Here is a 24,949-nt window from a genome sequence, read left to right as displayed (position 1 = left end):
TGGCCGCTGCATTGATTGCGGGCTGCCCTCCCGGCCCGCCGATTGGGAAAACAGAATGGCCAAGTCCATCGACGGTCTCGCGCTCGCCGCCCAGATCGCCTCCGCCACGTCGTTCACCGGCAAGAAGCGCATCCGCAAGTCGTTCGGGCGCATCCCCGAGGCGGTGCAGATGCCGAACCTGATCGAGGTTCAGCGCGCGTCGTACGAGCAGTTCCTGCAACGCGACGGCCGCACGGCCCCGCGTCGCGACCAGGGCGTCGAGGCGGTGTTCAAGTCGGTCTTCCCGATCAAGGACTTCAACGAACGCGCCGTCCTGGAATACGTCACCTACGAGTTCGAGGACCCGAAGTATGACGTCGAGGAGTGCATCCAGCGCGACATGACCTTTGCCGCGCCGCTGAAGGTCAAGCTGCGCCTGATCGTGTTCGAGGCGGACGAGGAAACCGGCGCCCGCTCGGTCAAGGACATCAAGGAGCAGGACGTCTACATGGGCGACATCCCGCTCATGACGGACAAGGGCACCTTCATCGTCAACGGCACCGAGCGCGTGATCGTCTCGCAGATGCACCGTTCGCCGGGCGTCTTCTTCGACCACGACAAGGGCAAGACCCACTCTTCGGGCAAGCTGCTGTTCGCCGCCCGCGTGATTCCGTATCGCGGCTCGTGGCTGGACTTCGAGTTCGACGCCAAGGACATCGTCTATGTCCGCATCGACCGCCGCCGCAAGCTGCCGGCGACCACCTTCCTCTATGCCCTGGGCATGGACGGCGAAGAGATCCTGCGCACCTTCTATGAAACCGTGCCGTACGAAATGCGCACCAAGAAGGGCGAGAGCGGCTGGGTCACCCCCTACAAGCCCGAGCGCTGGCGCGGCGTGAAGCCGGAGTTCGACCTGATCGACGCCGACACCGGCGAGGTCATCGCCGCCGCCGGGACCAAAATCAGCGCCCGCCAGGCCAAGAAGCTGGGCGAGACGGTCAAGTCGCTGTCGCTGTCGGCCGACGCCCTGATCGGCAAATATCTGGCCAGCGACGCGGTCAACATGCAGACCGGCGAAATCTACGCCGAGGCCGGCGACGAGCTGGACCAGGCCGCGATCACCGTGCTGGTGGACAACGGCTTCACCACCATCGACGTGCTGGACATCGACCACGTCACGGTCGGCGCCTACATGCGCAACACCCTGCGGATCGACAAGTCGACCAACCGCGAGGAAGCCCTGTTCGACGTCTATCGCGTCATGCGTCCGGGCGAGCCGCCGACGCCGGAAGCGGCCGAGGCGATGTTCAACAGCCTGTTCTTCGATTCCGAACGCTATGACCTGTCGTCGGTCGGCCGCGTGAAGATGAACATGCGCCTGGAAAGCCCCGAGGTCTCGGACGAGATTCGCGTGCTGCGCAAGGAAGACGTGCTGAAGGTGCTGCAGATCCTGGTCGGCCTGAAGGACGGTCAGGGCGAGATCGACGACATCGACAACCTGGGCAACCGCCGGGTCCGTTCGGTGGGCGAGCTGCTTGAGAACCAGTACCGCGTCGGCCTGCTGCGGATGGAGCGCGCCATCAAGGAGCGCATGTCCTCGGTCGATATCGACACGGTGATGCCGCACGACCTGATCAACGCCAAGCCGGCCGCCGCCGCCGTGCGCGAGTTCTTCGGTTCGTCGCAGCTGTCGCAGTTCATGGACCAGACCAACCCGCTGTCGGAAATCACCCACAAGCGCCGCCTGTCGGCGCTTGGCCCGGGCGGTCTGACGCGTGAGCGCGCGGGCTTCGAGGTGCGCGACGTGCACCCGACCCACTATGGCCGCATCTGCCCGATCGAAACGCCGGAAGGCCCGAACATCGGCCTGATCAACTCGCTGGCCACCCACGCCCGCGTGAACAAATACGGCTTCATCGAAAGCCCCTACCGTCGCGTGAAGGACGGCAAGGCCACCGACGACGTCGTCTACATCTCGGCTATGGAAGAGGCGAAATACGTCATCGCCCAGGCCAACATCGAGCTGAAGAACGGCGAGATCGTCGAGGATCTGGTCCCCGGTCGGGTCAACGGCGAATCCCAGCTGCTGACCAAGGAAACGGTCGACATGATGGACGTGTCGCCGAAACAGGTCGTTTCGGTCGCCGCCGCCCTGATCCCCTTCCTGGAAAACGACGACGCCAACCGCGCGCTGATGGGCGCCAACATGCAGCGTCAGGCCGTGCCGCTGGTCCAGACCGATGCGCCGCTGGTCGGCACCGGCATGGAAAGCGTCGTGGCGGTGGATTCCGGCGCCGTGGTCGTGGCCCGTCGTGACGGCGTGGTCGAACAGATCGACGGCACCCGCATCGTGGTTCGCGCCACCGGCGACGTCGAAGCCGGCCGTTCGGGCGTCGACATCTATCGCCTGTCGAAATTCCAGCGTTCCAACCAGTCGACCTGCATCAACCAGCGCCCGATCGTGCGCGTGGGCGATGAGGTGAAGTTCGGCGACGTCATCGCCGACGGCCCGTCGACGGACCTGGGCGAACTGGCCCTGGGCCGTAACGCCCTGGTCGCCTTCATGCCGTGGAACGGCTACAATTTCGAAGACTCGATCCTGATCTCCGAGCGTATCGTGCGCGACGACGTCTTCACCTCGATCCACATCGAGGAGTTCGAGGTCATGGCCCGCGACACCAAGCTGGGGCCGGAAGAGATCACCCGCGACATCCCGAACGTCGGCGAGGAGGCCCTGCGCAACCTCGACGAGGCGGGCATCGTGGCCATCGGCGCCGAGGTCCAGCCGGGCGACATCCTGTGCGGCAAGGTCACCCCCAAGGGCGAAAGCCCGATGACCCCGGAAGAGAAGCTGCTGCGCGCCATCTTCGGCGAAAAGGCTTCGGACGTGCGCGACACCTCGCTGCGCCTGCCGCCCGGCGTCGCGGGCACCATCGTGGACGTGCGCGTGTTCAACCGTCACGGCGTCGACAAGGACGAACGCGCGGTCGCCATCGAGCGCGCCGAGATCGAGCGCCTGGGCAAGGACCGCGACGACGAGCTGAAGATTCTGGAGCGCAACGTCTACGGCCGCCTGAAGCCCCTGATCCTGGGCAAGACCGCCGTGTCGGGGCCCAAGGGCCTGGGCCGTGGCGAAGTCACTGAAGACAAGCTGGGCGACCTGTCGCGCGGCCTGTGGTGGCAGATCGCCCTGGACGACGAAAAGGCCATGGGCGAGCTCGAGGCCATGAAGAAGCAGTTCGAGGACGCCCGTAAGGCCCTGGACCGCCGCTTCGAGGACAAGGTCGAGAAGCTGCAGCGCGGCGACGAACTGCCGCCGGGCGTGATGAAGATGGTCAAGGTCTTCGTGGCCGTGAAGCGCAAGCTTCAGCCCGGCGACAAGATGGCCGGCCGTCACGGCAACAAGGGCGTCATCTCCAAGATCCTGCCGATCGAGGACATGCCCCACCTGGAGGACGGCACCTCGGTCGACGTGGTGCTGAACCCGCTGGGCGTGCCGTCGCGCATGAACATCGGCCAGATCTTCGAGACCCATCTGGGCTGGGCCGCCGCCGGCCTGGGCCGTCAGATCGCCGACCTGCTGGAAGCCTGGCAGCACGGCGGTCAGAAGAAGGCCCTGACCGAGCGTCTGCAGTCCGTCTATGGCAAGGACACCCCCCTGCCGGACGACGAGGCGGACCTGATCGAGCTGGCGCGCAACCTGTCCAAGGGCGTTCCGTTCGCCACCCCGGTGTTCGACGGCGCCCACATCAGTGACATCGAGCGTCTGCTGGAAGACGCCGGCCTGGCCCGGTCGGGTCAGTCGATCCTGTTCGACGGCCAGACGGGCGAGCAGTTCAAGCGCCCGGTCACGGTCGGCTACATCTATATGCTGAAGCTGCACCACCTGGTGGACGACAAGATCCACGCCCGCTCGATCGGCCCGTACTCGCTGGTCACCCAGCAGCCGCTGGGCGGCAAGGCGCAGTTCGGCGGCCAGCGCTTCGGCGAGATGGAGGTGTGGGCGCTGGAAGCCTATGGCGCCGCCTACACGCTGCAGGAGATGCTGACGGTCAAGTCGGACGACGTGGCCGGCCGCACCAAGGTCTACGAGGCCATCGTCCGTGGCGACGACAGCTTCGAGGCCGGCATTCCCGAGAGCTTCAACGTGCTGGTCAAGGAAATGCGCTCGCTGGGCCTGAACGTGGAGCTGGAGAACGGCTGATCCGGATCCGAAGCCCTCTCCGCCGCCAGGCGGGGAGGGCGGTCCGCCCGCTCTCCCTCTGAACGATTTTCGCGGCCGACGCCGCAGAAGGAACTGACAAGATGAACCAGGACGTCCTGAACATCTTCAACCCGGTCCCGGTCGCCCCGACCTTCGACCAGATCAAGATCGCCCTGGCCTCGCCGGAGAAGATCCGGTCGTGGTCGTTCGGCGAGATCAAGAAGCCGGAAACCATCAACTACCGCACGTTCAAGCCCGAGCGTGACGGCCTGTTCTGCGCCCGTATCTTTGGCCCGACCAAGGACTACGAATGCCTGTGCGGCAAGTACAAGCGCATGAAATACAAGGGCATCATCTGCGAGAAATGCGGCGTCGAGGTCACCCTGGCCCGCGTCCGCCGCGAGCGGATGGGCCATATCGAACTGGCCGCTCCCGTCGCCCACATCTGGTTCCTGAAGTCGCTGCCGTCGCGCATCTCTCTGATGCTGGACATGGCGCTGAAGGACGTCGAGCGCGTCCTGTATTTCGAGAACTACATCGTCACCGAGCCGGGCCTGACCCCGCTGAAGCAGAACCAGCTGCTGACCGAGGACGAATTCTATCACTACCAGGAAGAGTTCGGCGATGACGGCTTCACCGCCGAGATCGGCGCCGAGGCCGTGCGCAACCTGCTGATGGGCATCGACCTGCATCAGGAAGCCGAGAAGCACCGCGCCGAACTGGCCGACAGCCCCTCGGAGATGAAGGCGAAGAAGGCCTCCAAGCGCCTGAAGCTGATCGAAGCCTTCCTGGACAGCGGCAACAAGCCCGAGTGGATGGTGCTGACGGTCGTGCCGGTCATCCCGCCGGAACTGCGCCCGCTGGTGCCGCTGGACGGCGGCCGCTTCGCCACCTCGGACCTGAACGACCTGTATCGCCGGGTCATCAACCGGAACAACCGCCTGAAACGCCTGATGGAGCTGCGGGCGCCGGACATCATCATCCGCAACGAAAAGCGGATGCTGCAGGAATCGGTCGACGCCCTGTTCGACAACGGCCGTCGCGGCCGGGTCATCACCGGCGCCAACAAGCGGCCCCTGAAGTCGCTGGCCGACATGCTGAAGGGCAAGCAGGGCCGCTTCCGCCAGAACCTGCTGGGCAAGCGCGTCGACTATTCGGGCCGTTCGGTCATCGTGGTCGGCCCCGAGCTGAAGCTGCACGAGTGCGGCCTGCCCAAGAAGATGGCGCTGGAGCTGTTCAAGCCGTTCATCTATGCGCGCCTGGACGCCAAGGGCCTGTCGGGCACCGTCAAACAGTCCAAGCGGATGGTCGAGCGTGAGCAGCCGCAGGTCTGGGACATCCTGGACGAGGTGATCCGCGAACACCCGGTCATGCTGAACCGGGCGCCGACCCTGCACCGTCTGGGCATCCAGGCGTTCGAGCCCAAGCTGATCGAGGGCAAGGCCATCCAGCTGCACCCGCTGGTCTGCGCCGCCTTCAACGCCGACTTCGACGGCGACCAGATGGCCGTGCACGTCCCGCTGAGCCTTGAGGCCCAGCTGGAAGCGCGCGTGCTGATGATGTCGACCAACAACATCTTGTCGCCCGCCAACGGCAAGCCGATCATCGTGCCGTCGCAGGACATCGTCCTGGGCCTGTACTACCTGTCGCTGGTCAAGGACGGCGAGCCGGGCGAGGGCAAGCTGTTCGCCAATGTCGGCGAGATCGATGCGGCGCTGGACGCCGGCGTCGTGAGCCTGCACACCCGCATCAAGGCCCGCTGGACCGAGATGAACGCCGATGGCGAACTGGTCACCAAGGTGATCGACACCACGCCGGGCCGGATGAAGCTGGGCGCCCTGCTGCCCAAGAATCCGAACGTCGGCTATCGCCTGCTTGAGAAGAACCTGACCAAGAAGGAGATCGGCAATCTGATCGACGTGGTCTATCGCCACTGCGGTCAGAAGGCGACGGTCATCTTCGCCGACCAGATGATGGGCCTGGGCTTCCGCGAGGCGGCCAAGGCGGGCATTTCCTTCGGCAAGGACGACATCGTCATCCCGGCCAAGAAGGTCGAGTTCGTCGAGGAAACCCGCAAACAGGTCGAAGAGTACGAGCAACAGTACGCCGACGGCCTGATCACCAAGGGCGAGAAGTACAACAAGGTCGTCGACGCCTGGGCCAAGGCCACGGACCGGATCGCCGACGCCATGATGGCCGAGATCGCCCAGCCCCGCGTGCTGATCGAGGGCCAGGCGCCCGACGTCAACTCGGTGTTCATGATGGCCAACTCGGGCGCCCGCGGTTCGCAGGCCCAGATGAAGCAGCTGGGCGGCATGCGCGGCCTGATGGCCAAGCCGTCGGGCGAGATCATCGAGACGCCGATCATCTCGAACTTCAAGGAAGGTCTGACCGTTCTTGAATACTTCAACTCGACCCACGGCGCCCGCAAGGGTCTGGCCGACACCGCGCTGAAGACCGCCAACTCGGGCTATCTGACCCGTCGTCTGGTGGACGTGGCCCAGGATTCCATCGTCACTGAGGAAGACTGCGGCTCGACCCGCGGCATCACCCTGCGTGCGGTGGTCGAGGGCGGCGACGTCCTGGTTTCGCTGGGCCAGCGCGTGCTGGGCCGTTACGCGGCCGAGGACATCAAGGAGCCGGGGTCGGACACCCTCCTGTTCCCCGCGGACACCTATCTGCAGGAAGAGGAAGTCGAGGCCATCGAGGCCGCCGGCGTCCAGTCGATCAAGGTCCGTTCGGCCCTGACCTGCGAGGCCGAGGCCGGCATCTGCGGCATGTGCTACGGCCGTGATCTGGCGCGCGGCACCAACGTCAACATCGGCGAAGCGGTCGGCGTCATCGCCGCCCAGTCCATCGGCGAGCCGGGCACCCAGCTGACGATGCGGACCTTCCACATCGGCGGCACCGCCCAGGTGGCCGAAACCTCGTTCGTCGAGGCGACCAACCCCGGCAAGGCCAAGATCGTCGGCCCGACCGTCAAGGCCGCCCACGGCGACCTGGTGGCCATGAGCCGCAACGTCGTGGTCGTCGTCACCGTCGACGGCAAGGACCGCGAGACGCACAAGGTGCCCTACGGCGCCCGCATCCGCGTCAAGGACGGCGCCGACATCACCAAGGGCCTGCGCCTGGCCGAGTGGGATCCCTACACCACCCCGATCCTGACCGAGGTGGGCGGCACCATCCGCTTCGAGGATCTGGTGGAGGGCCTGTCGGTCCGCGAGGAAACCGACGAAGCCACCGGCATCGCCAACCGCGTCGTTTCGGACTGGCGCGCCAGCCCGCGCGGCTCGGACCTGCGTCCGGCCATGGGCGTCACCAAGGGCGACGCCTACGCCAAGCTGGCCTCGGGCTCGGACGCCCGTTACCTGCTGCCGGTGGGCGCCGTTCTGTCGGTGTCCAACGGCGACGAGGTCAAGCCGGGCGAGATCATCGCCCGCGTTCCGACCGAAGGCGCCAAGACCCGCGACATCACCGGCGGTCTGCCGCGCGTCGCCGAACTGTTCGAAGCCCGTCGTCCGAAGGACTGCGCGGTCATCGCCGAGATGGACGGCCGCGTCGAATTCGGCCGTGACTACAAGAACAAGCGTCGCATCAAGATCACCCCGGAGCCGGATGCCGACGGCAACCAGGCCGAGGCGGTCGAATTCCTGATCCCGAAGGGCAAGCACATCTCCGTCCACGACGGCGATCTGATCCAGAAGGGCGACTACATCATCGACGGCAACCCGGATCCGCACGACCTGCTGCGCATCCAGGGCGTCGAGGCGCTGGCCGAGTATCTGGTGAACGAGGTGCAGGAGGTCTATCGCCTGCAGGGCGTGCCGATCAACGACAAGCACATTGAGGTGATCGTTCGCCAGATGCTGCAGAAGGTCGAGGTCGTCGATCCGGGTGAGACCACCCTGATCAAGTCCGACACGGTCGAAGTGGCCGAGGCGGCCTTCGAAAACGCCAAGGTCGAGAAGCGCGGCGGCCGTCCGGCCATCACGCAGCCGGTCCTCTTGGGCATCACCAAGGCGTCGCTGCAGACCCGCAGCTTCATCTCGGCGGCGTCGTTCCAGGAGACCACCCGCGTCCTGACCGACGCCTCGGTCAACGGCAAGATCGACACCCTGGAAGGGCTGAAGGAGAACGTCATCGTCGGCCGGCTGATCCCGGCGGGCACCGGCGCCTATCTGCGCTCGCTCCAGAAGATCGCCAACGAGCGCGACGCCGAACTGACCCAGTCGCTGGAAGCCGCGGTCGAGCCGCTGCCGGCCGATCTGGCGGCCGAACTGGAGCATTCGGAGGGCTGATCGCCCGACGAGGCTGACTGAAACTGGAGGCGGTCCCGGCAACGGGGCCGCCTCTTTTCATGCGTGCTGCGGAGGGGCCGACCGAGCCTTCAGCCCAGGCTGGCGCAGAACCGCTGGATACGGGCGCAGGCTTCTTCCAGCAGCGCGTCCGATGTCGCGTAGCTGATGCGGAAATAGGGCGACAGGCCGAAGGCCGCGCCCTGGACCGCCGACACCCCTTCGGCGTTCAGCAGTTCGGTGACGAAGGTCTCGTCGCTGTCGATGGTCACGCCCGACGGCGCGGTCTTGCCGATCAGGCCGGCGATGGACGGATAGACATAGAAGGCGCCCTCGGGTCGGGCGCAGGTGACGCCCGCCGCCTGGTTCAGCATCGACACCACCAGATCGCGGCGGCGCTGGAAATGGGCGGCGCGCTCGGGGATGAAGTCCTGCGGCCCGTTCAGGGCCTCGACCGCCGCCCACTGGCTGATGGAGCAGGGGTTGGAGGTGGTCTGGCTGATGACCTTGCGCATCAGGTCGATCAGCGGCTTGGGACCGGCCGCATAGCCGATGCGCCAGCCGGTCATGGAATAGGCCTTGCTGACGCCATTGACCGTCAGGGTGCGGTCGTAAAGGTCCGGCGCGACCTGGGCCATGGTGACGAAATCGAACCCGTCATAGATCAGGTGTTCGTACATGTCGTCGGTCATGATCCAGACGTGCGGATGCCGACGCAGCACGACGGCCAGGGCCTCCAGCTCCGCGCGGGTGTAGGCGGCGCCGGTGGGGTTCGACGGGCTGTTCAGGATCAGCCAACGGGTGCGCGGCGTGATCGCGGCCTCCAGCACCTCGGGCCGCAGCTTGAAGCCGTCCGCCTCCTGACCCACCACCTCGACCGGCTCGCCGCCCGCCAGCAGCACCATGTCGGGATAGCTGACCCAATAGGGGGCCGGCACGATCACCTGGTCGCCGGGCGACAGGGTGGCCAGAAGGGCGTTGTACAGCACCGGCTTGCCGCCCGGCGCGACGTGGACCTGGTTCGTCGCATAGGTCAGGCCGTTCTCGCGCGCGAATTTGGCCGCGATGGCCGCCTTCAGCTCGGGAATGCCGTCGGCGTCGGTATAGCGGGTGCGGTTGGCCTGGATGGCGGCGACGGCGGCGGCCTTGATGTTTTCGGGCGTGTCGAAGTCCGGCTCGCCGGCGCCCAGGCTGATGATGTCGCGGCCCTCGGCCTGAAGCGCGCGCGCGCGGGCGGACACGGCCAGGGTGGCCGAAGGCTTGACGCGGGCGAGGGCGACGGACTGCAGACTGGACATGGCGGACTCTCTTAGGGGGAGAGGCCGAGCTTTACGGCCCACGGGCATCGGGTGCAAATGAAGCCGCCCTTGAGGAGGACCGCCATGTTCGCCAGCCTGCTGGTCGCCGGCCTGATCGGATTTCAGACGACGGACGGTCTGCCCGGCCCCCGCGAATGCCTGGACGACAATCATGTGAACCGCTGCGACGATGGGGTGCAGGCCCAGGTTCGCCGCAGCCTGGGCGTGGCGGCCATCGAGGATGAGGCGGCGGCGGGAGCTGAAGTCTATCGCGCCTTCTTCGTCGATGGTTATGGACGCGACATGCCGGCGGTGGCGTTCGAGCGTCGGCCGGGCCGGGGGCCGGAAGCCGTCGTCCATGGGCCACAGGGGCGTGTGATGCGCGCCGCCGTGTCTCGCGAAGCCTGGGCGCGGGTGGTCGAACGGTCCCGCTTCGCCGACCGTCGTCTGGAACAGCCGGCGGCCGCGCCTGCGCCGGCCGAAGGGACCATCCCGCCGCCGCCCGTCTTCTGTCTGCATTCCTGGGTTCAGACGGTCGAGATGGCCAACAGCCCCGTGGATCGCTGGAAAACCCAGGCCGTGCGCCGCCGCACCGAAGACGCCTGTGGCGGCGCCCTGACGACCGAGTTCGCCTTCTTCCTGGCCGACGAGGCGGTGAAGGCGCTGGCGCCCTGCGAGACGCTGGACCCTGAGCAGACGCGCAACCGCATCACCCAGCTGGCCCAATGCCTGGGTCTGGGCGGCGATCGGCTGGCGGCGGCCGAACTGGCCAATGCACGCAGCCGCTTCGGCCCCCGCGCGCGCCAGGACATGACAAACGCCAACGTCTGGCGCGCGGCCCTCGGCACGAACGGGTCGCCGCGTCTGTCCTGGGCGGGCCAGTCTGTGCAGACCGAACAGGGCCGCAACAACCCTGTGGCCGAGTTCATCGCCGCGCGCATGGCCGAACGGCCCGATCTGCGCTTCCTGCAGCAGCGGTTCGAAGGCCGGTCGTCGCGCGAGGGCGTGGTCGAGGGCGAGGCCTATTACACCGAGGGCGAGGTTTCGATGGTCGCGCCCTATCGCCAGACCTGGGTCTGGGATCCGGGCCTGAACGAATGGATGCTGTCGGAATGGACGGTGGAGCCGTTTCGCGCCAGAGACTGAGACATGCGCCGACTGCTCGACTTCATCCTGAACATGGAGGCCGCCCGCTGGCGTACGCTGGCGGCGGGGGTTCTGCTGCTGGGGGCCATGGCCGGGCTGCTGCTGGCGGGCAAGGCCATGCTGGGCCTGGACGCCGAACATCGGATGGAGGCCTGGCTTCAGGGTTATTCCGGGGGGCCGATGGCCTTTGTGGCCACCGTGGCCCTGTTCGTGGCCGCCGCCTTCGTCGGGGCGCCGCAGTTCATCCTGATCGCCGCCTGTGTGGTCGCCTTCGGCCCGTCGCTGGGCTTCGCCTACAGTTGGGCGGCAACCGTGATCTCGGCCGGGGTGACCTATTTCATGGGGCGCGGCCCGGCGGCGCGGATGCTGGACCGGTTCGGCGGCGAGACCATCGCACGCCTGACGCGCTTCATCGGCCGCAACGCCTTCTACGCCAGTTTCATCATCCGCAATGTGCCATCGGCCCCCTTCATCGTGGTCAATATGGCCTTCGGGGCGGCGCGGGCGTCGTTTCCGGCCTTCCTGCTGGGCTGTGCGCTGGGGGTGCTGCCCAAGACGGCGCTGGTGGCGTTTTTCGGCGGGGCGGTGGCGGCGGCGGCCAGCGGCGACGGCGTGTGGACCAGTCTTATCCTGGCCGGCGTGGCCCTGGCGTGGCTGGGGCTGATGCTGTTGGTGCGCGAATGGGTCAAGCGGCGCGAGATGCGGGCGCCGCCAAACTGAAACCGATCTTGTGGCGGAAAGAGAGTCGGCCCATCTGCGTTTCCATCCCGGCTGGCGCCAGACACGGAGAACACCCGATGCTGACCCTGTATTATTCGCCCGGCGCCTGCGCCATGGCCTCGCACGCCGCCCTGGAAGAGGCCGGCGCCGACTTCGCGCTTGAGAAGATCGACCTGAAGACGGGCCAGCAGCGCACGCCCGAATATCTGGCCGTCAATCCGGCCGGCGTGACCCCGGCGCTGAAGACCGACAAGGGCGTGCTGACCCAGAACGCCGCCATCCTGGCCTTTGTGGCCGAGACCTTCCCGAAGGCGAACCTGGCGCCGGTGGGCGACGCGTTCGAGATGGCGCGCTTCCATGCCTTCAACGGCTTCCTGGCGTCGTCGGTGCATCCGGCGATCGGCAAGCTGCTGTTCAGCCGTCCGCCGCTGGACGGCGAGGCCCGCGACCAGGCCGCCGAACAGGCGCTGGCCAAGTACGACATCCTGGAGCAGCACATGGTCCAGGGGCCCTGGGTGTTCGGTGAAACCTGGACCCTGGCGGACGGCTATCTGATGGTCTTCACCCGCTGGGCGCGGCAGGGCGGCCTGCTGGACAAGGCCCGCTATCCCAAGCTGAACGCCCATCTGGACCGGGTCCAGGCGCGCCCCGCCATCGTGCGCATGCTGAAGTCCGAAGGACTGGAGCCGGTCGCGGCCTGACCCGATTGCGCCGCCGGGACGCTCACCATCGAGTGATCGCGTCCCGGCCGGTGCGAAAGGGGTTGTCATCGCCGATTCATACGGGCAAACGGGCGCCTGGTCGGTGCGGCGAAAGACGATCAGGATTGCCCTTGCGTATGGGGATGCGCGGGGCGGGGCGTCGCCGGGTCCGGCCGAGACATTCCAGACGCCCGACCAGGCCCCAGCACACGGTACCCGACCTCATGTTCAACGTCTTCGGCGCCATCTCCAACGACATCGCCATGGATCTGGGGACGGCCAACACCCTGATCTACATGAAGGGCAAGGGCATCGTCCTGAACGAGCCGTCGGTGGTGGCGCTGCGCAACGTCGGCGGCCGCAAGATCGTGCACGCCGTGGGCATCGAGGCCAAGCAGATGCTGGGCCGCACGCCGGGCCACATGGAAGCCATCCGCCCGATGCGCGACGGGGTCATCGCCGACTTTGAAGTCGCCGAAGAGATGATCAAGCACTTCATCCGCAAGGTTCATAACCGCAAGGGCTTCGTGAACCCCAAGATCATCGTCTGCGTGCCCTCGGGCGCCACGGCGGTCGAACGTCGCGCGATCAACGACAGCTGCCTGAACGCCTCGGCCCGCCGCGTGGGCCTGATCGACGAGCCGATGGCCGCCGCGATCGGCGCTGGCCTGCCGATCCACGAACCGACCGGCTCGATGGTCGTCGACATCGGCGGCGGCACCACCGAGGTGGCCGTGCTTTCGCTGTCAGGCATCGTCTATTCGCGTTCGGTCCGCGTCGGCGGCGACAAGATGGACGACAGCATCATCGCCTATATGCGCCGCAACCATAATCTGCTGATCGGCGAGACCACGGCCGAGCGCATCAAGAAGGACATCGGCACCGCCCGCATCCCGGCCGACGGCGAGGGTCTGTCGATCGAGGTCAAGGGCCGCGACCTGATGCAGGGCGTGCCGCGCGAGGTGCGCATTTCGGAACGTCAGGCCGCCGAGGCCCTGGCCGAGCCGGTCACCCAGATCATCGAGGCCGTGAAGGTCGCCCTGGAGGCCACCCCGCCCGAACTGGCCGCCGACATCGCCGACAAGGGCATCATGCTGACCGGCGGCGGCGCCCTGCTGCGCGGTCTGGACGCTGAAATCCGCGATCACACCGGCCTGCCGGTGTCGGTGGCCGACGACCCCCTGTCGTGCGTGGCGGTGGGTTGCGGCCGGGTGCTGGAGCATCCGCGCTGGATGAAGGGCATCCTGGATTCGGCGCTCTAAGGATTTTCGCCGCAAATCCCCGTGATTCCGGGCGCCGCCAAGGTTTTCATGCGGCACGGAATTTGCGATAGGCAGCGCATTGTCGGTGCGTGGCGTCGCGCCGATTCCCTCTATCAGGAAGGCTGGCCGTGGCGTTTCGCGACGGACCGTTCGAGAATCTGAAGCTGCCGCTGGTCTGGACGGCGGCAGGGCTGGTCGTCGCCGGCATCGCCGCTTCGGTCATGCTGCTGGTGACCGACAGCCATTCGCGCGACGGAACCGGCCCCATCGCCCCTGTCCGGGCAGGCTTCACCGCCGGGGCGGGGCCGCTGGGCGGGCTCTTCGCCGCGCCCGTCCGCTGGACCGGCCATGTCGCCAGCTATGTCGGCGGCTATTTCAATGCGGTCGAAGAGAACCGCCGCCTGCGCCGCGAGCTGGAGGAGCTGCAGCCCTGGCGTGACCACGCCATCGCGCTGAAGAACGTCAACACCCGCTATGAGGCCATGCTGGGCCTGCGGACCGAGCCGCCGGTGCCCATGGCCACGGCGCGGTCGATTTCCGAGGCGCGCGGGCCGTTCGTCAATGCGCGCCTGATCGACGCCGGATCTTCGCGCGGTGTTCGGGTCGGCAATCCGGTCGTCAACGAGCATGGGCTGGTCGGCCGCGTGGTTGGCGCGGCCCCGAACGTCAGCCGGGTGCTGCTGGTCACCGACGTCACGTCGCGCATACCGGTGCTGATCGACCGCACCGATGCGCGCGCCATGCTGACCGGCGACGGCAGCGGCAATCCGCGTCTGGAGTATGTGCGCGGTCAGGATGCGGTCCAGAAGGGCGACCGGGTGCTGAGTTCCGGCGACGGCGGGGGCCTGCCGCGCGGCGTGCCCATCGGCGTGGTGGCGCGCGGCATCGACGGCTCGTGGCGGGTCAAGCTGTTCAGCGACCGCGGGGCCATCGACTATGTGCGCGTCATGCTGTTCGAGGACTTCGGCCAACTGGCGGATCCCGAGGCGCTGAACGCCGCGCCTCTGGCGGGCCTGGCCGCCGCGCCGCCGCCGACCCCGGCCCAGGCCGCCGCCATCGCCGACGCCCAGGCGCGCCGCCAGGCCGCGGCCGAAGCCGCCGCGCGTCGGCCCGCGCCCGCACCCGCGACGACGCAGACCCCGCCCCCCCCCCCCCCCGCCCCGCCCGCCACGACCGAGGGTCCGGCGTGAGGCGGCCGGTGGCGGTCCGTGTGGTTGGGCCGACGCAGTGGGTCTTGTTGCCGACGCTGGCGGTGGCCGTGGTCAGTCTGATCCTGGCCACGCCGGTTAAGCTGTTCGGCTTTTCGCTGCCGGAAGTGGTGCTGCCGCTGACCCTGGCCTTCGCCTGGCCCCTGATCCGGCCGTCCGTTCTGGGCCCGGTGATGCTGTTCGTCCTGGGCGTCTATCTGGACCTGCTATGGGGCGGGCCGCTGGGCCTGTGGTCGGCCTGTCTGCTGGCTGTGTACGGGGGTGTTCTGGCCTCGCGCAGCTTTCTGGCCGGGCAGGAAACGCGGGTTCTGTTCGCCTGGTATGCGGTGTGCACCCTGGGCGCCTTCGCCCTGGCCTATCTGATCGTCGCCATTCGCGCCGGCAATCCGCCCAGCCTGCTGGCCCTGTTCTGGCAGGTGGTCCCGACCCTGCTGTTGTTCCCGGTCTCGGCCTGGCTGATCGAGCGGTTCGATGACGGGGATACGCGCTTCCGATGATCCGTCTTCGCCAAGGCTTTGAAGGACATGTCCTTCCCGGGTTCGGGTCCGAACCCTGCGAAGCTCCTGCCAGGAGCGAAGCAGGGTGAGCAGCGAACCGTCCATCTTCTTTTCCGACGTCAACGAGCGGCAGGGGTCGTTCCTGCGGCGCACCCTGGTGCTGGGCGGCCTGACGACCCTGGGGGTCACGGCCCTGGTCGGGCGGCTGATGCAGTTGCAGGTGATCCAGGCGCGCGAATACGCCACCCTGGCGAACGCCAACCAGTTCAACTTCCGCCTGGTGCCGCCGCCGCGCGGCCTGATCAAGGATCGCAACGGCGTCGTCATCGCCGGCAACCGGCCCAGTTTCCGTGTCCTGGTCGTGCGCGACGAGACCAAGGATCTGGACCAGACGCTGGACCTGCTGGGCCGCCTGCTGCCTGATACGCTGGATCGGCGGCGCGCGATCATCCGCGACGTGAACGCCGCGCCGCGTTTCAGTCCCGTGCCGGTCAAGAGCGACCTGACCTGGGAAGAGTTCGCGCGCGTCAATCTGTACGCCAACGAACTGCCGGGCGTCATGGCCGACATGAACGAGGCCCGATACTACCCCTTCGGCGGCGCCTTCGCCCACGTCGTTGGCTATGTGGCCAAGCCCAACGACCGCGACGTTCAGGCCTATCGCGACCGGGGCGAACAGCCGCCGTCGATCCTGTTCAACCCGGGCTTCCGCGTCGGTCGTCAGGGGGTGGAAAAGGCCCTGGACGAGGACCTGCGCGGCGAGGCCGGCGGCAATCGGGTCGAGGTCGACGCTCGCGGCCGCGTGGTCGGCGAGGATGTCGGCGGCTCCAAGCCCGCCGTGCACGGCGACGAAGTCATCCTGACGCTGGACGCCGACATCCAGAACCGTGCGCTGGAGGTGTTCGGCGAGGAATCGGGCGGCTGCGTCGTCATGGATGTGCGCAACGGCGACGTGCTGTGCATGGTCTCGGCGCCGTCGTTCGATCCGAACCTGTTCGTGGGCGGCGTGCCGTCCAAAATCTATCGCGCCCTGGCCGATTACGAGCGCAAACCGTTGCTGGACAAGGCGATCTATGGCGCCTTCCCGCCCGGCTCGACCTTCAAGATGACCACGGCCCTGGCCTTCCTGGAGGCGGGGATCAATCCGGCCGAACGGGTGGTCTGCACGGGCGGCTATCGCTACGGCAATCGCACCTTCCGTTGCTGGCGGCGAGGCGGGCACGGGGCGATGGACATGCACAACGCCATCAAGAACTCGTGCGACACCTATTTCTACCACCTGTGCAACCGCGCGGGCGTGGACCGCATCTCGCGCGTGGCCGAGGATCTGGGCTTCAACCAGACCTATGACATCGGCATCGGCGGTCAGTCCAAGGGGCTGATGCCCACCACCGAATGGGTCAAGAAGGCCCGTCCGCGCGATCCGAAATGGCATCCAGGCGAGACGCTGTCGGTCGCCATCGGCCAGGGCGCCACCCTGACCACGGCGCTGCAACTGGCGGTGATGACCTCGCGCCTGGCCAACGGCCGCAAGGCCATCACCCCGCGCCTGATCAAGTCGGTCGGCGGCGTGGAGCGGCCCCAGCCCGAAAGCCGCAAGGATCTGCCGTTCTCGCAGGAGCATCTGGACATCGTGCGCGCCGGCATGGCGGCGGTGGCCAATGATCGCTCGGGCACGGCCTATCGCGCCTCGCAACTGGGGCTGGGCGACATCCAGATGGCGGGCAAGACCGGCACGGCCCAGTCGCGCGACTATGGCTCGGGTTCTCGCGGGCCGCGCGATGCGGTCTGGACCCGGCGCGACCACGCCCTGTTCGTGGCCTTCGCCCCGCACGATGCGCCGCGTTACGCCATCGCCCTGATTATCCAGCACGCCCCGGCGGGCGGCGCGGCCGATGCGGCCCCGCGCGCGCGCGAGATCATGAAGGTGGCCCTGCTGAAAGACCCCGACATGCGCGCGCGCATCGAACGGCCCCTGCCGCCCGAGGCCGAAGGCCCGGTCGAGGCCGGGGAAGGGGAGGCCGGCAACATCGGTGGCCTGGTTGACAGTGCTGCGCCGCCCGCGCCGTCGACGGCTGCGCCCGCAGCGCCTGCAACGCCGTCCGGCCCGCAACCCTATCTGCCGGAGACGCCGCAATGACCGCTTCGGCCCTGACCCGTCCGGGCGAACGCGACCGGCTGTCGGTCAAGATCGGCCAGATCGAATGGCGGCTGGTGGCCCTGTTGTGCGCCATCGCCGGGGCCGGCGCGGCCATGCTGTATTCGATCGCAGGCAGCGACTGGCAACCGTGGGCCGCCGACCATGTGTTCCGGTTCACCGTCATGCTGGGGGTCATGCTGGTGCTGGCGCTGATCCATCCGAAATGGTGGTTCCACGCGGCCTATCCGCTGTACGGATTCCTGCTGTTCCTGGTGCTGCTGATCGAGTTCACGCCGCTGGGCTATACGGCGGGGGGTGCCAAGAACTGGCTGCATCTGGGCTTCATCCGCATCCAGCCGGCCGAGTTCGTCAAGCTGGGCCTCGTTCTGGCCCTGGCTCGCTGGTACCACAGCCACACGGCCAAGGAGGCGCGGCTGTCGTGGAAGCTGATCTTCCCGCTGGCGATGATCGGCGTGCCCTTCCTGCTGGTGGCCAAGCAGCCGGATCTGGGTTCGGCCATGGTCATCGGTCTGACGGGCGGGGCGATCATGTTCCTGGCGGGGCTGAGCTGGCGGGTGATCGTGGCGGGCGTCGCCGCCGCCGCCGCCGCCATTCCGCCGTTCGTGATGTTCGTGATGCACGACTATCAGCGGGCGCGGGTGCTGACCTTCCTGAACCCGGAATCCGACCCGGCCGGCACGGGTTACAACATCATCCAGTCCAAGATCGCCCTGGGCGCAGGGGGCGTGCTGGGTCGTGGCTATGGCCTGGGCAGTCAGAGCCAGCTGGAGTTCCTGCCCGAACGTCAGACCGACTTCATCTTCTCGACCGTGGCCGAAGAGATCGGCTTCATCGGCACCTTTTCGCTGCTGGCCTGCTATCTGGCGGTCATCCTGATCTCGCTGCGGATCGCCTCGCTGTCGCACAGCCATTTCGGCCGTATCGCCGCGGCGGGGATGACGGCCTTCTTCGCCATCTTCGTGCTGATCAACGGGGCCATGGTCATGGGGCTGGCGCCGGTCGTCGGCGTGCCCATGCCGCTGATGTCCTATGGCGGGTCGTCGATGATGACGGTGATGGTCGGTTTCGGTCTGGTGCTGTCGATCCGCGTGCACCGCTATGCCGAACTGCCCAAGGGCCACGGCCTGTTCTGATCCGCCTGTTCTGAAGCGCCTGTCGCGTTAGAGTGCCGTCATGACCGTCATCAGCACCACGCCCCCGCCCGTCAAGGCCGACCCGAACCTGTTCTCGGGCCCGCCCTGTCCCCAGCCCGTCGTGCCCGACAGCGCGCCCGAAGACGCCGCCGCCATGGCCCACGGCGTACGCATGCGCGACAATCCGGCCGAATGGGCCTTTGTGCGCCTGTCCAAGATGATCGAGGCGTTCGAGGCCGGCATCGACAAGGACGAGGAAGTCGCCGCCTCCATCGTCGGCCTGCCGGGCGACGGCACCATGCGGATCGAGGACGTCGGCTTCTGGGGGCCGGACCTGATCATGTTCTTCGGCAAGAACGGCGACGGCAAGCCGGTGCGGCTGATCCAGCATTATGGCCAGATCAACGTCGTGCTGAACGTCGCCAAGAAGCCCGAGGACCGCCCCGCGCGCCGCATCGGCTTCCAGCTGAACGAACTGGTCGAAAAGACCAACCCGTCCGCTTAAAGACTGGCCGCCCAGTCGGTCGCGCGCACCAGGCTGTCGATGATGCCCGGCTCGGTCGAGGCGTGACCGGCGTCGCCGACGACATCCAGCGTCGCCTCAGGCCAGGCGCGATGCAGACGCCAGGCGCTGTCCATCGGCGTGACCACGTCGAACCGCCCCTGCGCGATCCAGGCCGGGATGTGGCGGATGCGGTGGATGTTCTTCAGGATCCAGCCGTCCTCCGGGAAGAAGCCGCCATTCATGAAGTACCAGCATTCGATCCGGGCGAAGGCCAGGGCGAACTCAGGCTCGGCGAATTTGTCGGGACGGGCTTCCGGCCCGCGCACGCTGACGGTGTCGCCTTCCCAGCTGGACCAGGCCACGGCGCATTCCAGCTGGGCCTTGCGGTCGTCGCCGGTCAGCCGCTTGTAATAGGCGCCCATCAGGTCGTGACGCTCGGCCTCGGGGATGGGGGCGACGAAGCCTTCCCAGGCGTCCGGGAAGATCATCGAGGCGCCGTTCTGATAGAACCAGTGCAGCTCGGGCTTGGTCAGCAGGAAGATGCCGCGCAGAACCAGGGCCGCCACCCGCTCGGGGTGGGTGATGGCGTAGGCCATCGACAGGGTCGAGCCCCAGCTGCCGCCGAACACCACCCATTTGTCGACGCCGCACCGTTCGCGCAGCCGCTCGATGTCCTCGATCAGGGTCCAGGTGGTGTTGTCTTCCAGCGAGGCGTTGGGCCGCGACTGGCCGCATCCGCGCTGGTCGAACAGGACGATTCGGTATTTGGCCGGATCGAAATAGCGCCGCATGCCCGGATTGCAGGCGCCGCCGGGGCCGCCGTGCAGCACCACGACCGGCAGGCCGTTCGGATTGCCGCATTCCTCGTAATAGATCTCGTGACCGTCTGCGGTCATCCAGCCGGAGGCGAACGGTTCGATCTCGGGATACAGTTCGCGGCGGGGCGTATCGGTCACGACAAAAGCCATTCTGTGTACGGAACTCCGGATTTCTGAACGATCAGGCGTTGACGGACCGTGACCGGAGAACCGCGAATCCCAGCACCAGCCACCCGGCGATCATCAGCATGCCGCCGACGGGCGCAACCGCCCCCATGACCGAAAGTCGCAACAGAGCCACCGACGCCAGCGCCAGGCTGAACACCAGACCTCCGACACCGGCCAGCCAACCCGCAACCCCGGCCAGACGACCGCCGCCCGGCCAGGCGGCGCAGATCAGCGCCAGCAGGGCGTGCCCCATCTGATACTGCGCCCCGGTGGTCAGCAGGCTCTTGATCTGCGGCCCGGCCCCATGGGCGGCGAAGGCGCCCAGGATCACGGCCAGGGCGCCCGAGACGGCGGCGAACAGAGCGAGCGAACGGTGCAGGGTCATCTGAATGTCCTAGCCGACGCCGCGGCGCGAGTCTGCTATCGCACTCGCCATGACTCCCGCCCTGCGTCTGGCCTTTCAATATGTGCTGCTGTTCGCGGCCACGGGCGCCAGCCTGCCGTTCGCCGGCCTGTGGTTATCCAGCCGGGGCCTCAGCGGGGCCGAGATCGGCGCGCTTCTGGCGGCGCCCATGCTGGGGCGGCTGGTCACCGGGCCGGCGGCGGCGGTCTGGGCCGATGGGTTCCGGTCGCGGCGCACGCCCATCGCCATTCTGGGGCTGGTCGCGGCGGTCGGCTATGGCGCGGCGGGGCTGACCGATCATGCAGGCCTCAGGGCTGTGTGCTGGTTCGCGGCGGCCAGCGCGGCCGCGGCGCTGATCCCGCTGACCGATGTGCTGAACCTGCGTGTGGCGCGCCGGACGGGGCACAGCTTCGCCTTTCCGCGCGGGTGCGGATCGGCCGCCTTCGTGGGCGCCAACATGGCGGTGGGCGCTTTGCTGACGGTCGCGCCGACCGATGCGGTGATCGTCTGGGTCGTGGCCGCCAGCGCGGGCATCGGCCTCTACGCCTGGCGCGGCCTGCCGGACGAGCCGGTCGGCGCCGCAGGCCCTGTAGACGGCATGGCGCGGTTCCGGGGCCTGGGGCGGCTGGTGCGCGACCCGGTGTTCATGACCGCTCTGTTCGCCATCGGCGCGGTGCAGGCGGCGCACGCCTTCTATTACGGCTTTTCGGCCATGGCCTGGGAAGGGCAGGGGCTGGACGCCCGCACCACCGGCGCGCTGTGGGCCTTTTCGGTCGTGGTCGAGATCGGCTTCATGTGGTGGGTCGAGCCGTGGCGCCGACGCCGGGGGATTTCCGCCTGGAGCGTGCTGATGCTGGGCGTGGGGGCGTCGGTGGTGCGCTGGGGGTTGATGGCCCTGGCGCCGCCGTTGTGGGCCTTGTGGCCGTTGCAGGCGCTGCACGCCCTGACCTTCGCCGCCACCTATCTGGCGGGGGTGCAGATCATCGAGCGTCTGACGCCGGACGACAGCCATACGGCGGGCCAGACGCTGAACTCCATGCTGGCGGCCGGGGTTCTGATCGGCCTGGCGACCCTGGCGTCGGGGCCGCTGTATGATCAGGTCGGCGTGTGGGGCTATGGCGCCATGGCCCTGCTGGCGGGGTTCGGGGGTTTGCTGGCGCTGGGGCTGCGGCGGCGCCTGGGCTGAGGCGCAGGCTCAGGCCAGTTGCGACCGGCTCAGAGGCGCCAGTTGGGCGGCGATGGCGGCGGCGGCGGCCTTCACGCCCCGTCGCGCGGCGTCCAGGGTGGCGTCGGCCGGAACCCGCAACAGGCCCACGATCGGCGCCTCGCTGACATCCGGCAGGTCCGACAGGATGCGGAACAGCAGATACGATCCGGCGTCCGGTTCGGCCTCGGAAGTGGCGACGGCGTTCAATCCCGCGGCACCCAGCCCGTTCAGCACATCGGCCACCGGCAGGGTCGCCCGCGCCAGGCTGGGCCCCAGCGGGTCCAGACGTTCGGTTCCCTGCAAGGCCCTGTTCTCGGCCCGCATCTGGATGCTGAACTGGCCGGGCTGGCGGCTGCGGCCCAGCAGCAGAACCGCGCGGCGACGCCGGTCGCTAAGCTGATCGTTCAGGGCGTCATACAGGCGGTCGGGCGTGTCGGGGTCCAGGCTGACCGCGCGCGCGCCGTTCGGCCGCCAGTGCCGGCCCGACAGATCCTCGACCGGATCCCACACCTCGTCCTGGGCGTCATAGGCGCACAGCACGATGACGGGCAGTCGGTCGTCGGCGGTGTCTTCGTCGTCGGCAACCATGGGTCCGTTGGGTAATGTGACATCAACGTGACAGCGACCCGACCGTGCGGTCTGGTCGCGCCGACGTCAAGCCGGAATCCGTTTCTTGTGGCGTCAGGCCAGGTCGCCGACCGCCGCATCCAGCAACAGGAAGGCCCGTCCGCCGTCGCTGGCCAGGCGGGCCAGGACGCCGGTGGATTCCGGCCCGAACGCCTGAAGTTCGCGTGCGAAACCGCGCACATAGCGTTCGGCCTCGGCCTTCAGGTCCGGGTCGGTCAGCACCCGACGCGAGACGCTGCGCACGGCGGCGGGGGCTACGCGGCGCACGATCTGACGCGAGCCGGACGGATCGCCGGTCGACCAGGCGCGGGCGGCCTCTTCGATGCGCGAGCGGGGCAACAGGGCGTTGGGATCGACCCCCATGCGCCGGATGGCGGCCACCATGGTGTCGGCCAGGGCCTCGACATCCACCGGCGGCATCAGGGGCGCCGTCAGGTCCATCGGCGCCTCGTCGGCCGGTTCGGCGGTCAGATCGCTCCAGCCCAACTGCTCGTCGGCGGTCGGGCGCGCGCCCTCGGCCGGCGCCAGTTTCAGGCGGCCGCGCAGGCCGAAGCCGCGACCGGCGTCCTCGTCCTTTGCGGCCGGTCGGCGGCGCGGCGCGGGCTCTTCGGCCGGTTCGCGGCGACGGCCGCCGGGGGCGTCGCCCGAGACCACGCCCATCAGGCGCACCGCTTCGGTCAGCATGTCGTAGTTGCGGCGCACCCGCTCCTGGAAGCCGGCGTCCAGCGCCTCGGTGTCGGCGGCGGCCTTGCGCGAGGCTTCGGACAGGGCGGCCAGGCCATCCTCCACCGCCGCGCGCACGGCGTCGACCCGCGCCTGGGCCTGCTGGGGCAGTTCGGCGGCGCGCGCATCCACATCGGACACGGCGGTTTCGACCCGCGCCAGGGCGGCGTTCATCCGCTCCAGCGTTTCCTCCAGACGCTCCAGCGCCTGTTCGCCGGCGTCGCCGACCAGGCCGGTGGTCTCCTGGACGATGCGGCGGGCCTCGCCGATCCGGGCCTCGGCGGCTTGGTCGGCCTTCTGGGCCGCTTCGAACAGGGTTTCGCCCAGGCGCTCGGCGCGCAGGCGGGCTTCTTCGGCGGCGTCGGCCGAGGCGGCGCGGCTTTCCTCGGCCGTGGCGCGCAGGGCTTCCAGCGCGCGGCGGGTTTCCTCGATCAGGGTGTCGCGGGCGTCGGCGGCCAGGGCCTCGAACCGGTCCAGCGCCACCTTGGTGGCGGCGTCGAAGCCGTCGGCCTCGCGCTGGGACATTTCGACCAGGGCGCGGAACTGGTCCGTCGCCGCCTCGACCAGATCCTTGACCGTTTCGGTGGTCAGCTGAGTGGTCTGGGCCAGTTCGGTCGTGGCGGTGCGCGTGGCCGACAGCTGTTCGGTCAGCTGGGCGCGCTGGCTCTCGACCTGGGCCGAGAAATCCTCCTGGTCGGTGCGCAGGGCATAGGCGGCGGTGACCAGGGCGGCGCGCTGCTGGCCCAGGCCTTCCTCGACCGACTGGATCTGTTCGGCCACGCCGGCGCCGGCGTTCTCCAGTCGCAGGGTCTGGCGCGACAGGTCGTCCGACGCCAGACGGGCGGCGTCCTGGGCCTCTCCAGCTGCGGCGGCCAGGTCGGCGGCGCGGGCGGCCAGGGCGGCCTCGGCCTCGCGCAACTGAGTCTGGGCCAGGTCGGAGGCGTCGATCACCATGCGCGACTGGCGCTCCACGGCCTCCAGCACGCCCGTGGCCTGGCCTTCCAGCTGGCCGCCCAGAGTGGTCAGGCGGTCGCGTTCGACGCCCAGCTGTTCGACCAGCCGCCGCGCCGTGCGCCCGGCGGTTTCTGCCGCTTCGTTCAGGCGCTCGGTCTCGCCGGCCAGGGCCTCGCGCAACAGTCGCATGTCGTCGCGCGCCCGTTCGGCGGCCAGGGCGGCATGGTCGATGTCGGCCCTCAGGGTGTTCAGCACCTCGCCGGTCTGCTGGGCCGCCAGGGCGGTGGGCGCCAGCAGGGCCTGCGACAGGTCGCGCGCGCGGCGGGTCTCGGCGGCCAGGCCGGCCCCCTGACGCACGGCATGGGCCAGCAGGATCGCCACCCCGGCCGGGGCCAGGGCCAGCAGCGCATAGATGGCGATGCGCAGCGGATCCAGCTCGGTCCCGCCCGCGCCATATTCATAGGCGGCCCAGGACGCGACGCCGCCGATCCACAGGGCGGCGGCCACGGCCGCGATCAGATAGGCGTGGCGCCCGCTGGGGGCCGGGTCGCGCGGGGTGCGCAAGGCGGGCGCAGGAGCGGCGTCCACACGCGCCGGGGGCGCGGCGGTTTCGGCGTCGGTCATGTCGATGCGGACGACGGACTCTGCGGCCGCTTCAGCCTGGGCCTGAACATGGGCTTGGGCGGCCAGAGCGGCCTCTTCGGCCTGGCGCTGTTCTTCCAGCAGCCGCCTGCGACGGCGTTCGGACATCGGCCGGGGCGCGGGTTCGGGGTCCGGCCGGGCGTCAGGTTCAGGCGCCGCGTCGGTCACGGCGTCCGGCGCGGCCTCGGGCAGGGGCTGAATCTCCAGCGCCGCCTCGGCGATCGGATCGAGGGCGTCGGAAGACGGGGTGCGTGACTTCTGGGGCGGCCGGCTGCGGGATTTCATCAGTCGTCGTTCT

17 protein-coding genes are annotated in these 24,949 nt (G+C 68.4%); 12 read left to right on the top strand and 5 right to left on the bottom strand.

The features are described from left to right. The first annotated feature begins 55 nt into the window (after positions 1-55). Together rpoB and rpoC are read left to right on the top strand one after the other, a co-directional pair. Complete coding sequence (gene rpoB, locus Q0581_RS05680) at positions 56-4,183, top strand: DNA-directed RNA polymerase subunit beta (protein ID WP_298698423.1); 4,128 nt, start codon at positions 56-58, stop codon at positions 4,181-4,183. A gap of 101 nt (positions 4,184-4,284) precedes the next feature. Then, positions 4,285-8,481: a DNA-directed RNA polymerase subunit beta' gene (gene rpoC, locus Q0581_RS05675; RefSeq protein WP_298698420.1), complete on the top strand. Its 4,197-nt coding sequence runs from the start codon at positions 4,285-4,287 to the stop codon at positions 8,479-8,481. Between the two features lie 89 nt (positions 8,482-8,570). Here the strand turns inward: rpoC and Q0581_RS05670 are convergent, their stop codons facing one another. Further along, positions 8,571-9,776, bottom strand: coding sequence for a pyridoxal phosphate-dependent aminotransferase (locus Q0581_RS05670; RefSeq protein ID WP_298698418.1), 1,206 nt, complete (start codon positions 9,774-9,776; stop codon positions 8,571-8,573). 84 nt (positions 9,777-9,860) lie between these two features. Here Q0581_RS05670 and Q0581_RS05665 point away from each other — a divergent pair, with 84 nt between their 5' ends. The 9 genes from Q0581_RS05665 to Q0581_RS05625 all read left to right on the top strand — a co-directional run bounded on the left by Q0581_RS05665 (position 9,861) and on the right by Q0581_RS05625 (position 19,109). Beyond that, complete coding sequence (locus tag Q0581_RS05665; RefSeq protein ID WP_298698415.1) at positions 9,861-10,922, top strand: hypothetical protein; 1,062 nt, start codon at positions 9,861-9,863, stop codon at positions 10,920-10,922. A gap of 3 nt (positions 10,923-10,925) precedes the next feature. Then, positions 10,926-11,642: a VTT domain-containing protein gene (locus Q0581_RS05660; RefSeq protein ID WP_298698414.1), complete on the top strand. Its 717-nt coding sequence runs from the start codon at positions 10,926-10,928 to the stop codon at positions 11,640-11,642. A 77-nt stretch (positions 11,643-11,719) separates the two neighbouring features. After that, positions 11,720-12,343 (top strand): glutathione S-transferase C-terminal domain-containing protein, encoded by a 624-nt coding sequence (locus tag Q0581_RS05655; protein ID WP_298698412.1) that lies wholly within the window; start codon positions 11,720-11,722, stop codon positions 12,341-12,343. Positions 12,344-12,567: 224 nt separating this feature from the next. Next, positions 12,568-13,605 carry a rod shape-determining protein gene (locus Q0581_RS05650; protein WP_298698409.1) on the top strand — a complete coding sequence of 346 codons (1,038 nt, stop codon included), beginning with the start codon at positions 12,568-12,570 and terminating at the stop codon, positions 13,603-13,605. A 128-nt stretch (positions 13,606-13,733) separates the two neighbouring features. Beyond that, positions 13,734-14,795 carry a rod shape-determining protein MreC gene (gene mreC, locus Q0581_RS05645; protein ID WP_298698406.1) on the top strand — a complete coding sequence of 354 codons (1,062 nt, stop codon included), beginning with the start codon at positions 13,734-13,736 and terminating at the stop codon, positions 14,793-14,795. A gap of 44 nt (positions 14,796-14,839) precedes the next feature. Continuing rightward, on the top strand, positions 14,840-15,310 hold the full coding sequence (locus Q0581_RS05640; protein WP_298698404.1) for a hypothetical protein: 471 nt from the start codon (positions 14,840-14,842) through the stop codon (positions 15,308-15,310). A gap of 85 nt (positions 15,311-15,395) precedes the next feature. Then, entirely contained in the window at positions 15,396-17,450 is a 2,055-nt protein-coding gene (mrdA, locus tag Q0581_RS05635; protein WP_298698402.1) for a penicillin-binding protein 2, read from the top strand. Next, complete coding sequence (gene rodA / locus Q0581_RS05630; protein ID WP_298698400.1) at positions 17,447-18,604, top strand: rod shape-determining protein RodA; 1,158 nt, start codon at positions 17,447-17,449, stop codon at positions 18,602-18,604. The genes mrdA and rodA overlap by 4 nt, the downstream gene beginning before the upstream one ends. A gap of 40 nt (positions 18,605-18,644) precedes the next feature. Further along, entirely contained in the window at positions 18,645-19,109 is a 465-nt protein-coding gene (locus tag Q0581_RS05625; RefSeq protein WP_298698399.1) for a DUF6173 family protein, read from the top strand. Here the strand turns inward: Q0581_RS05625 and pip are convergent. Then, positions 19,106-20,077, bottom strand: coding sequence for a prolyl aminopeptidase (gene pip, locus Q0581_RS05620; protein WP_298698397.1), 972 nt, complete (start codon positions 20,075-20,077; stop codon positions 19,106-19,108). The two genes, Q0581_RS05625 and pip, sit on opposite strands and share 4 nt — an antisense overlap. A 31-nt stretch (positions 20,078-20,108) precedes the next feature. After that, the gene (locus Q0581_RS05615) at positions 20,109-20,480 is read right to left on the bottom strand and encodes a DUF423 domain-containing protein (protein ID WP_298698395.1); all 372 of its coding nucleotides are present in this window, start codon (positions 20,478-20,480) and stop codon (positions 20,109-20,111) included. 49 nt (positions 20,481-20,529) lie between these two features. On the opposite strand from Q0581_RS05615, the gene Q0581_RS05610 reads away from it, so the two are divergent. Next, positions 20,530-21,684, top strand: coding sequence for an MFS transporter (locus Q0581_RS05610; RefSeq protein WP_298698393.1), 1,155 nt, complete (start codon positions 20,530-20,532; stop codon positions 21,682-21,684). A 9-nt stretch (positions 21,685-21,693) separates the two neighbouring features. On the opposite strand, the gene Q0581_RS05605 is transcribed toward Q0581_RS05610, so the two are convergent. Together Q0581_RS05605 and Q0581_RS05600 are read right to left on the bottom strand one after the other, a co-directional pair. Next, positions 21,694-22,293 (bottom strand): hypothetical protein, encoded by a 600-nt coding sequence (locus tag Q0581_RS05605; protein ID WP_298698391.1) that lies wholly within the window; start codon positions 22,291-22,293, stop codon positions 21,694-21,696. Between the two features lie 93 nt (positions 22,294-22,386). Beyond that, entirely contained in the window at positions 22,387-24,936 is a 2,550-nt protein-coding gene (locus Q0581_RS05600; RefSeq protein ID WP_298698389.1) for a tipN, read from the bottom strand. Positions 24,937-24,949 lie beyond the last annotated feature (13 nt).

This window comes from uncultured Brevundimonas sp. (genome assembly GCF_937863155.1).
Taxonomy (GTDB): domain Bacteria; phylum Pseudomonadota; class Alphaproteobacteria; order Caulobacterales; family Caulobacteraceae; genus Brevundimonas.
This window is presented reverse-complemented; position numbering and strand designations above follow the sequence as displayed.

Coding starts and splice junctions, on each gene's coding strand:
- rpoB (WP_298698423.1), top strand. CDS start 56: ATGGCCAAGTCCATCGACGGTCTCGCGCTCGCCGCCCAGATCGCCTCC.
- rpoC (WP_298698420.1), top strand. CDS start 4,285: ATGAACCAGGACGTCCTGAACATCTTCAACCCGGTCCCGGTCGCCCCG.
- Q0581_RS05670 (WP_298698418.1), bottom strand. CDS start 9,776: ATGTCCAGTCTGCAGTCCGTCGCCCTCGCCCGCGTCAAGCCTTCGGCC.
- Q0581_RS05665 (WP_298698415.1), top strand. CDS start 9,861: ATGTTCGCCAGCCTGCTGGTCGCCGGCCTGATCGGATTTCAGACGACG.
- Q0581_RS05660 (WP_298698414.1), top strand. CDS start 10,926: ATGCGCCGACTGCTCGACTTCATCCTGAACATGGAGGCCGCCCGCTGG.
- Q0581_RS05655 (WP_298698412.1), top strand. CDS start 11,720: ATGCTGACCCTGTATTATTCGCCCGGCGCCTGCGCCATGGCCTCGCAC.
- Q0581_RS05650 (WP_298698409.1), top strand. CDS start 12,568: ATGTTCAACGTCTTCGGCGCCATCTCCAACGACATCGCCATGGATCTG.
- rodA (WP_298698400.1), top strand. CDS start 17,447: ATGACCGCTTCGGCCCTGACCCGTCCGGGCGAACGCGACCGGCTGTCG.
- Q0581_RS05625 (WP_298698399.1), top strand. CDS start 18,645: ATGACCGTCATCAGCACCACGCCCCCGCCCGTCAAGGCCGACCCGAAC.
- pip (WP_298698397.1), bottom strand. CDS start 20,077: ATGGCTTTTGTCGTGACCGATACGCCCCGCCGCGAACTGTATCCCGAG.
- Q0581_RS05615 (WP_298698395.1), bottom strand. CDS start 20,480: ATGACCCTGCACCGTTCGCTCGCTCTGTTCGCCGCCGTCTCGGGCGCC.
- Q0581_RS05610 (WP_298698393.1), top strand. CDS start 20,530: ATGACTCCCGCCCTGCGTCTGGCCTTTCAATATGTGCTGCTGTTCGCG.
- Q0581_RS05605 (WP_298698391.1), bottom strand. CDS start 22,293: ATGGTTGCCGACGACGAAGACACCGCCGACGACCGACTGCCCGTCATC.
- Q0581_RS05600 (WP_298698389.1), bottom strand. CDS start 24,936: ATGAAATCCCGCAGCCGGCCGCCCCAGAAGTCACGCACCCCGTCTTCC.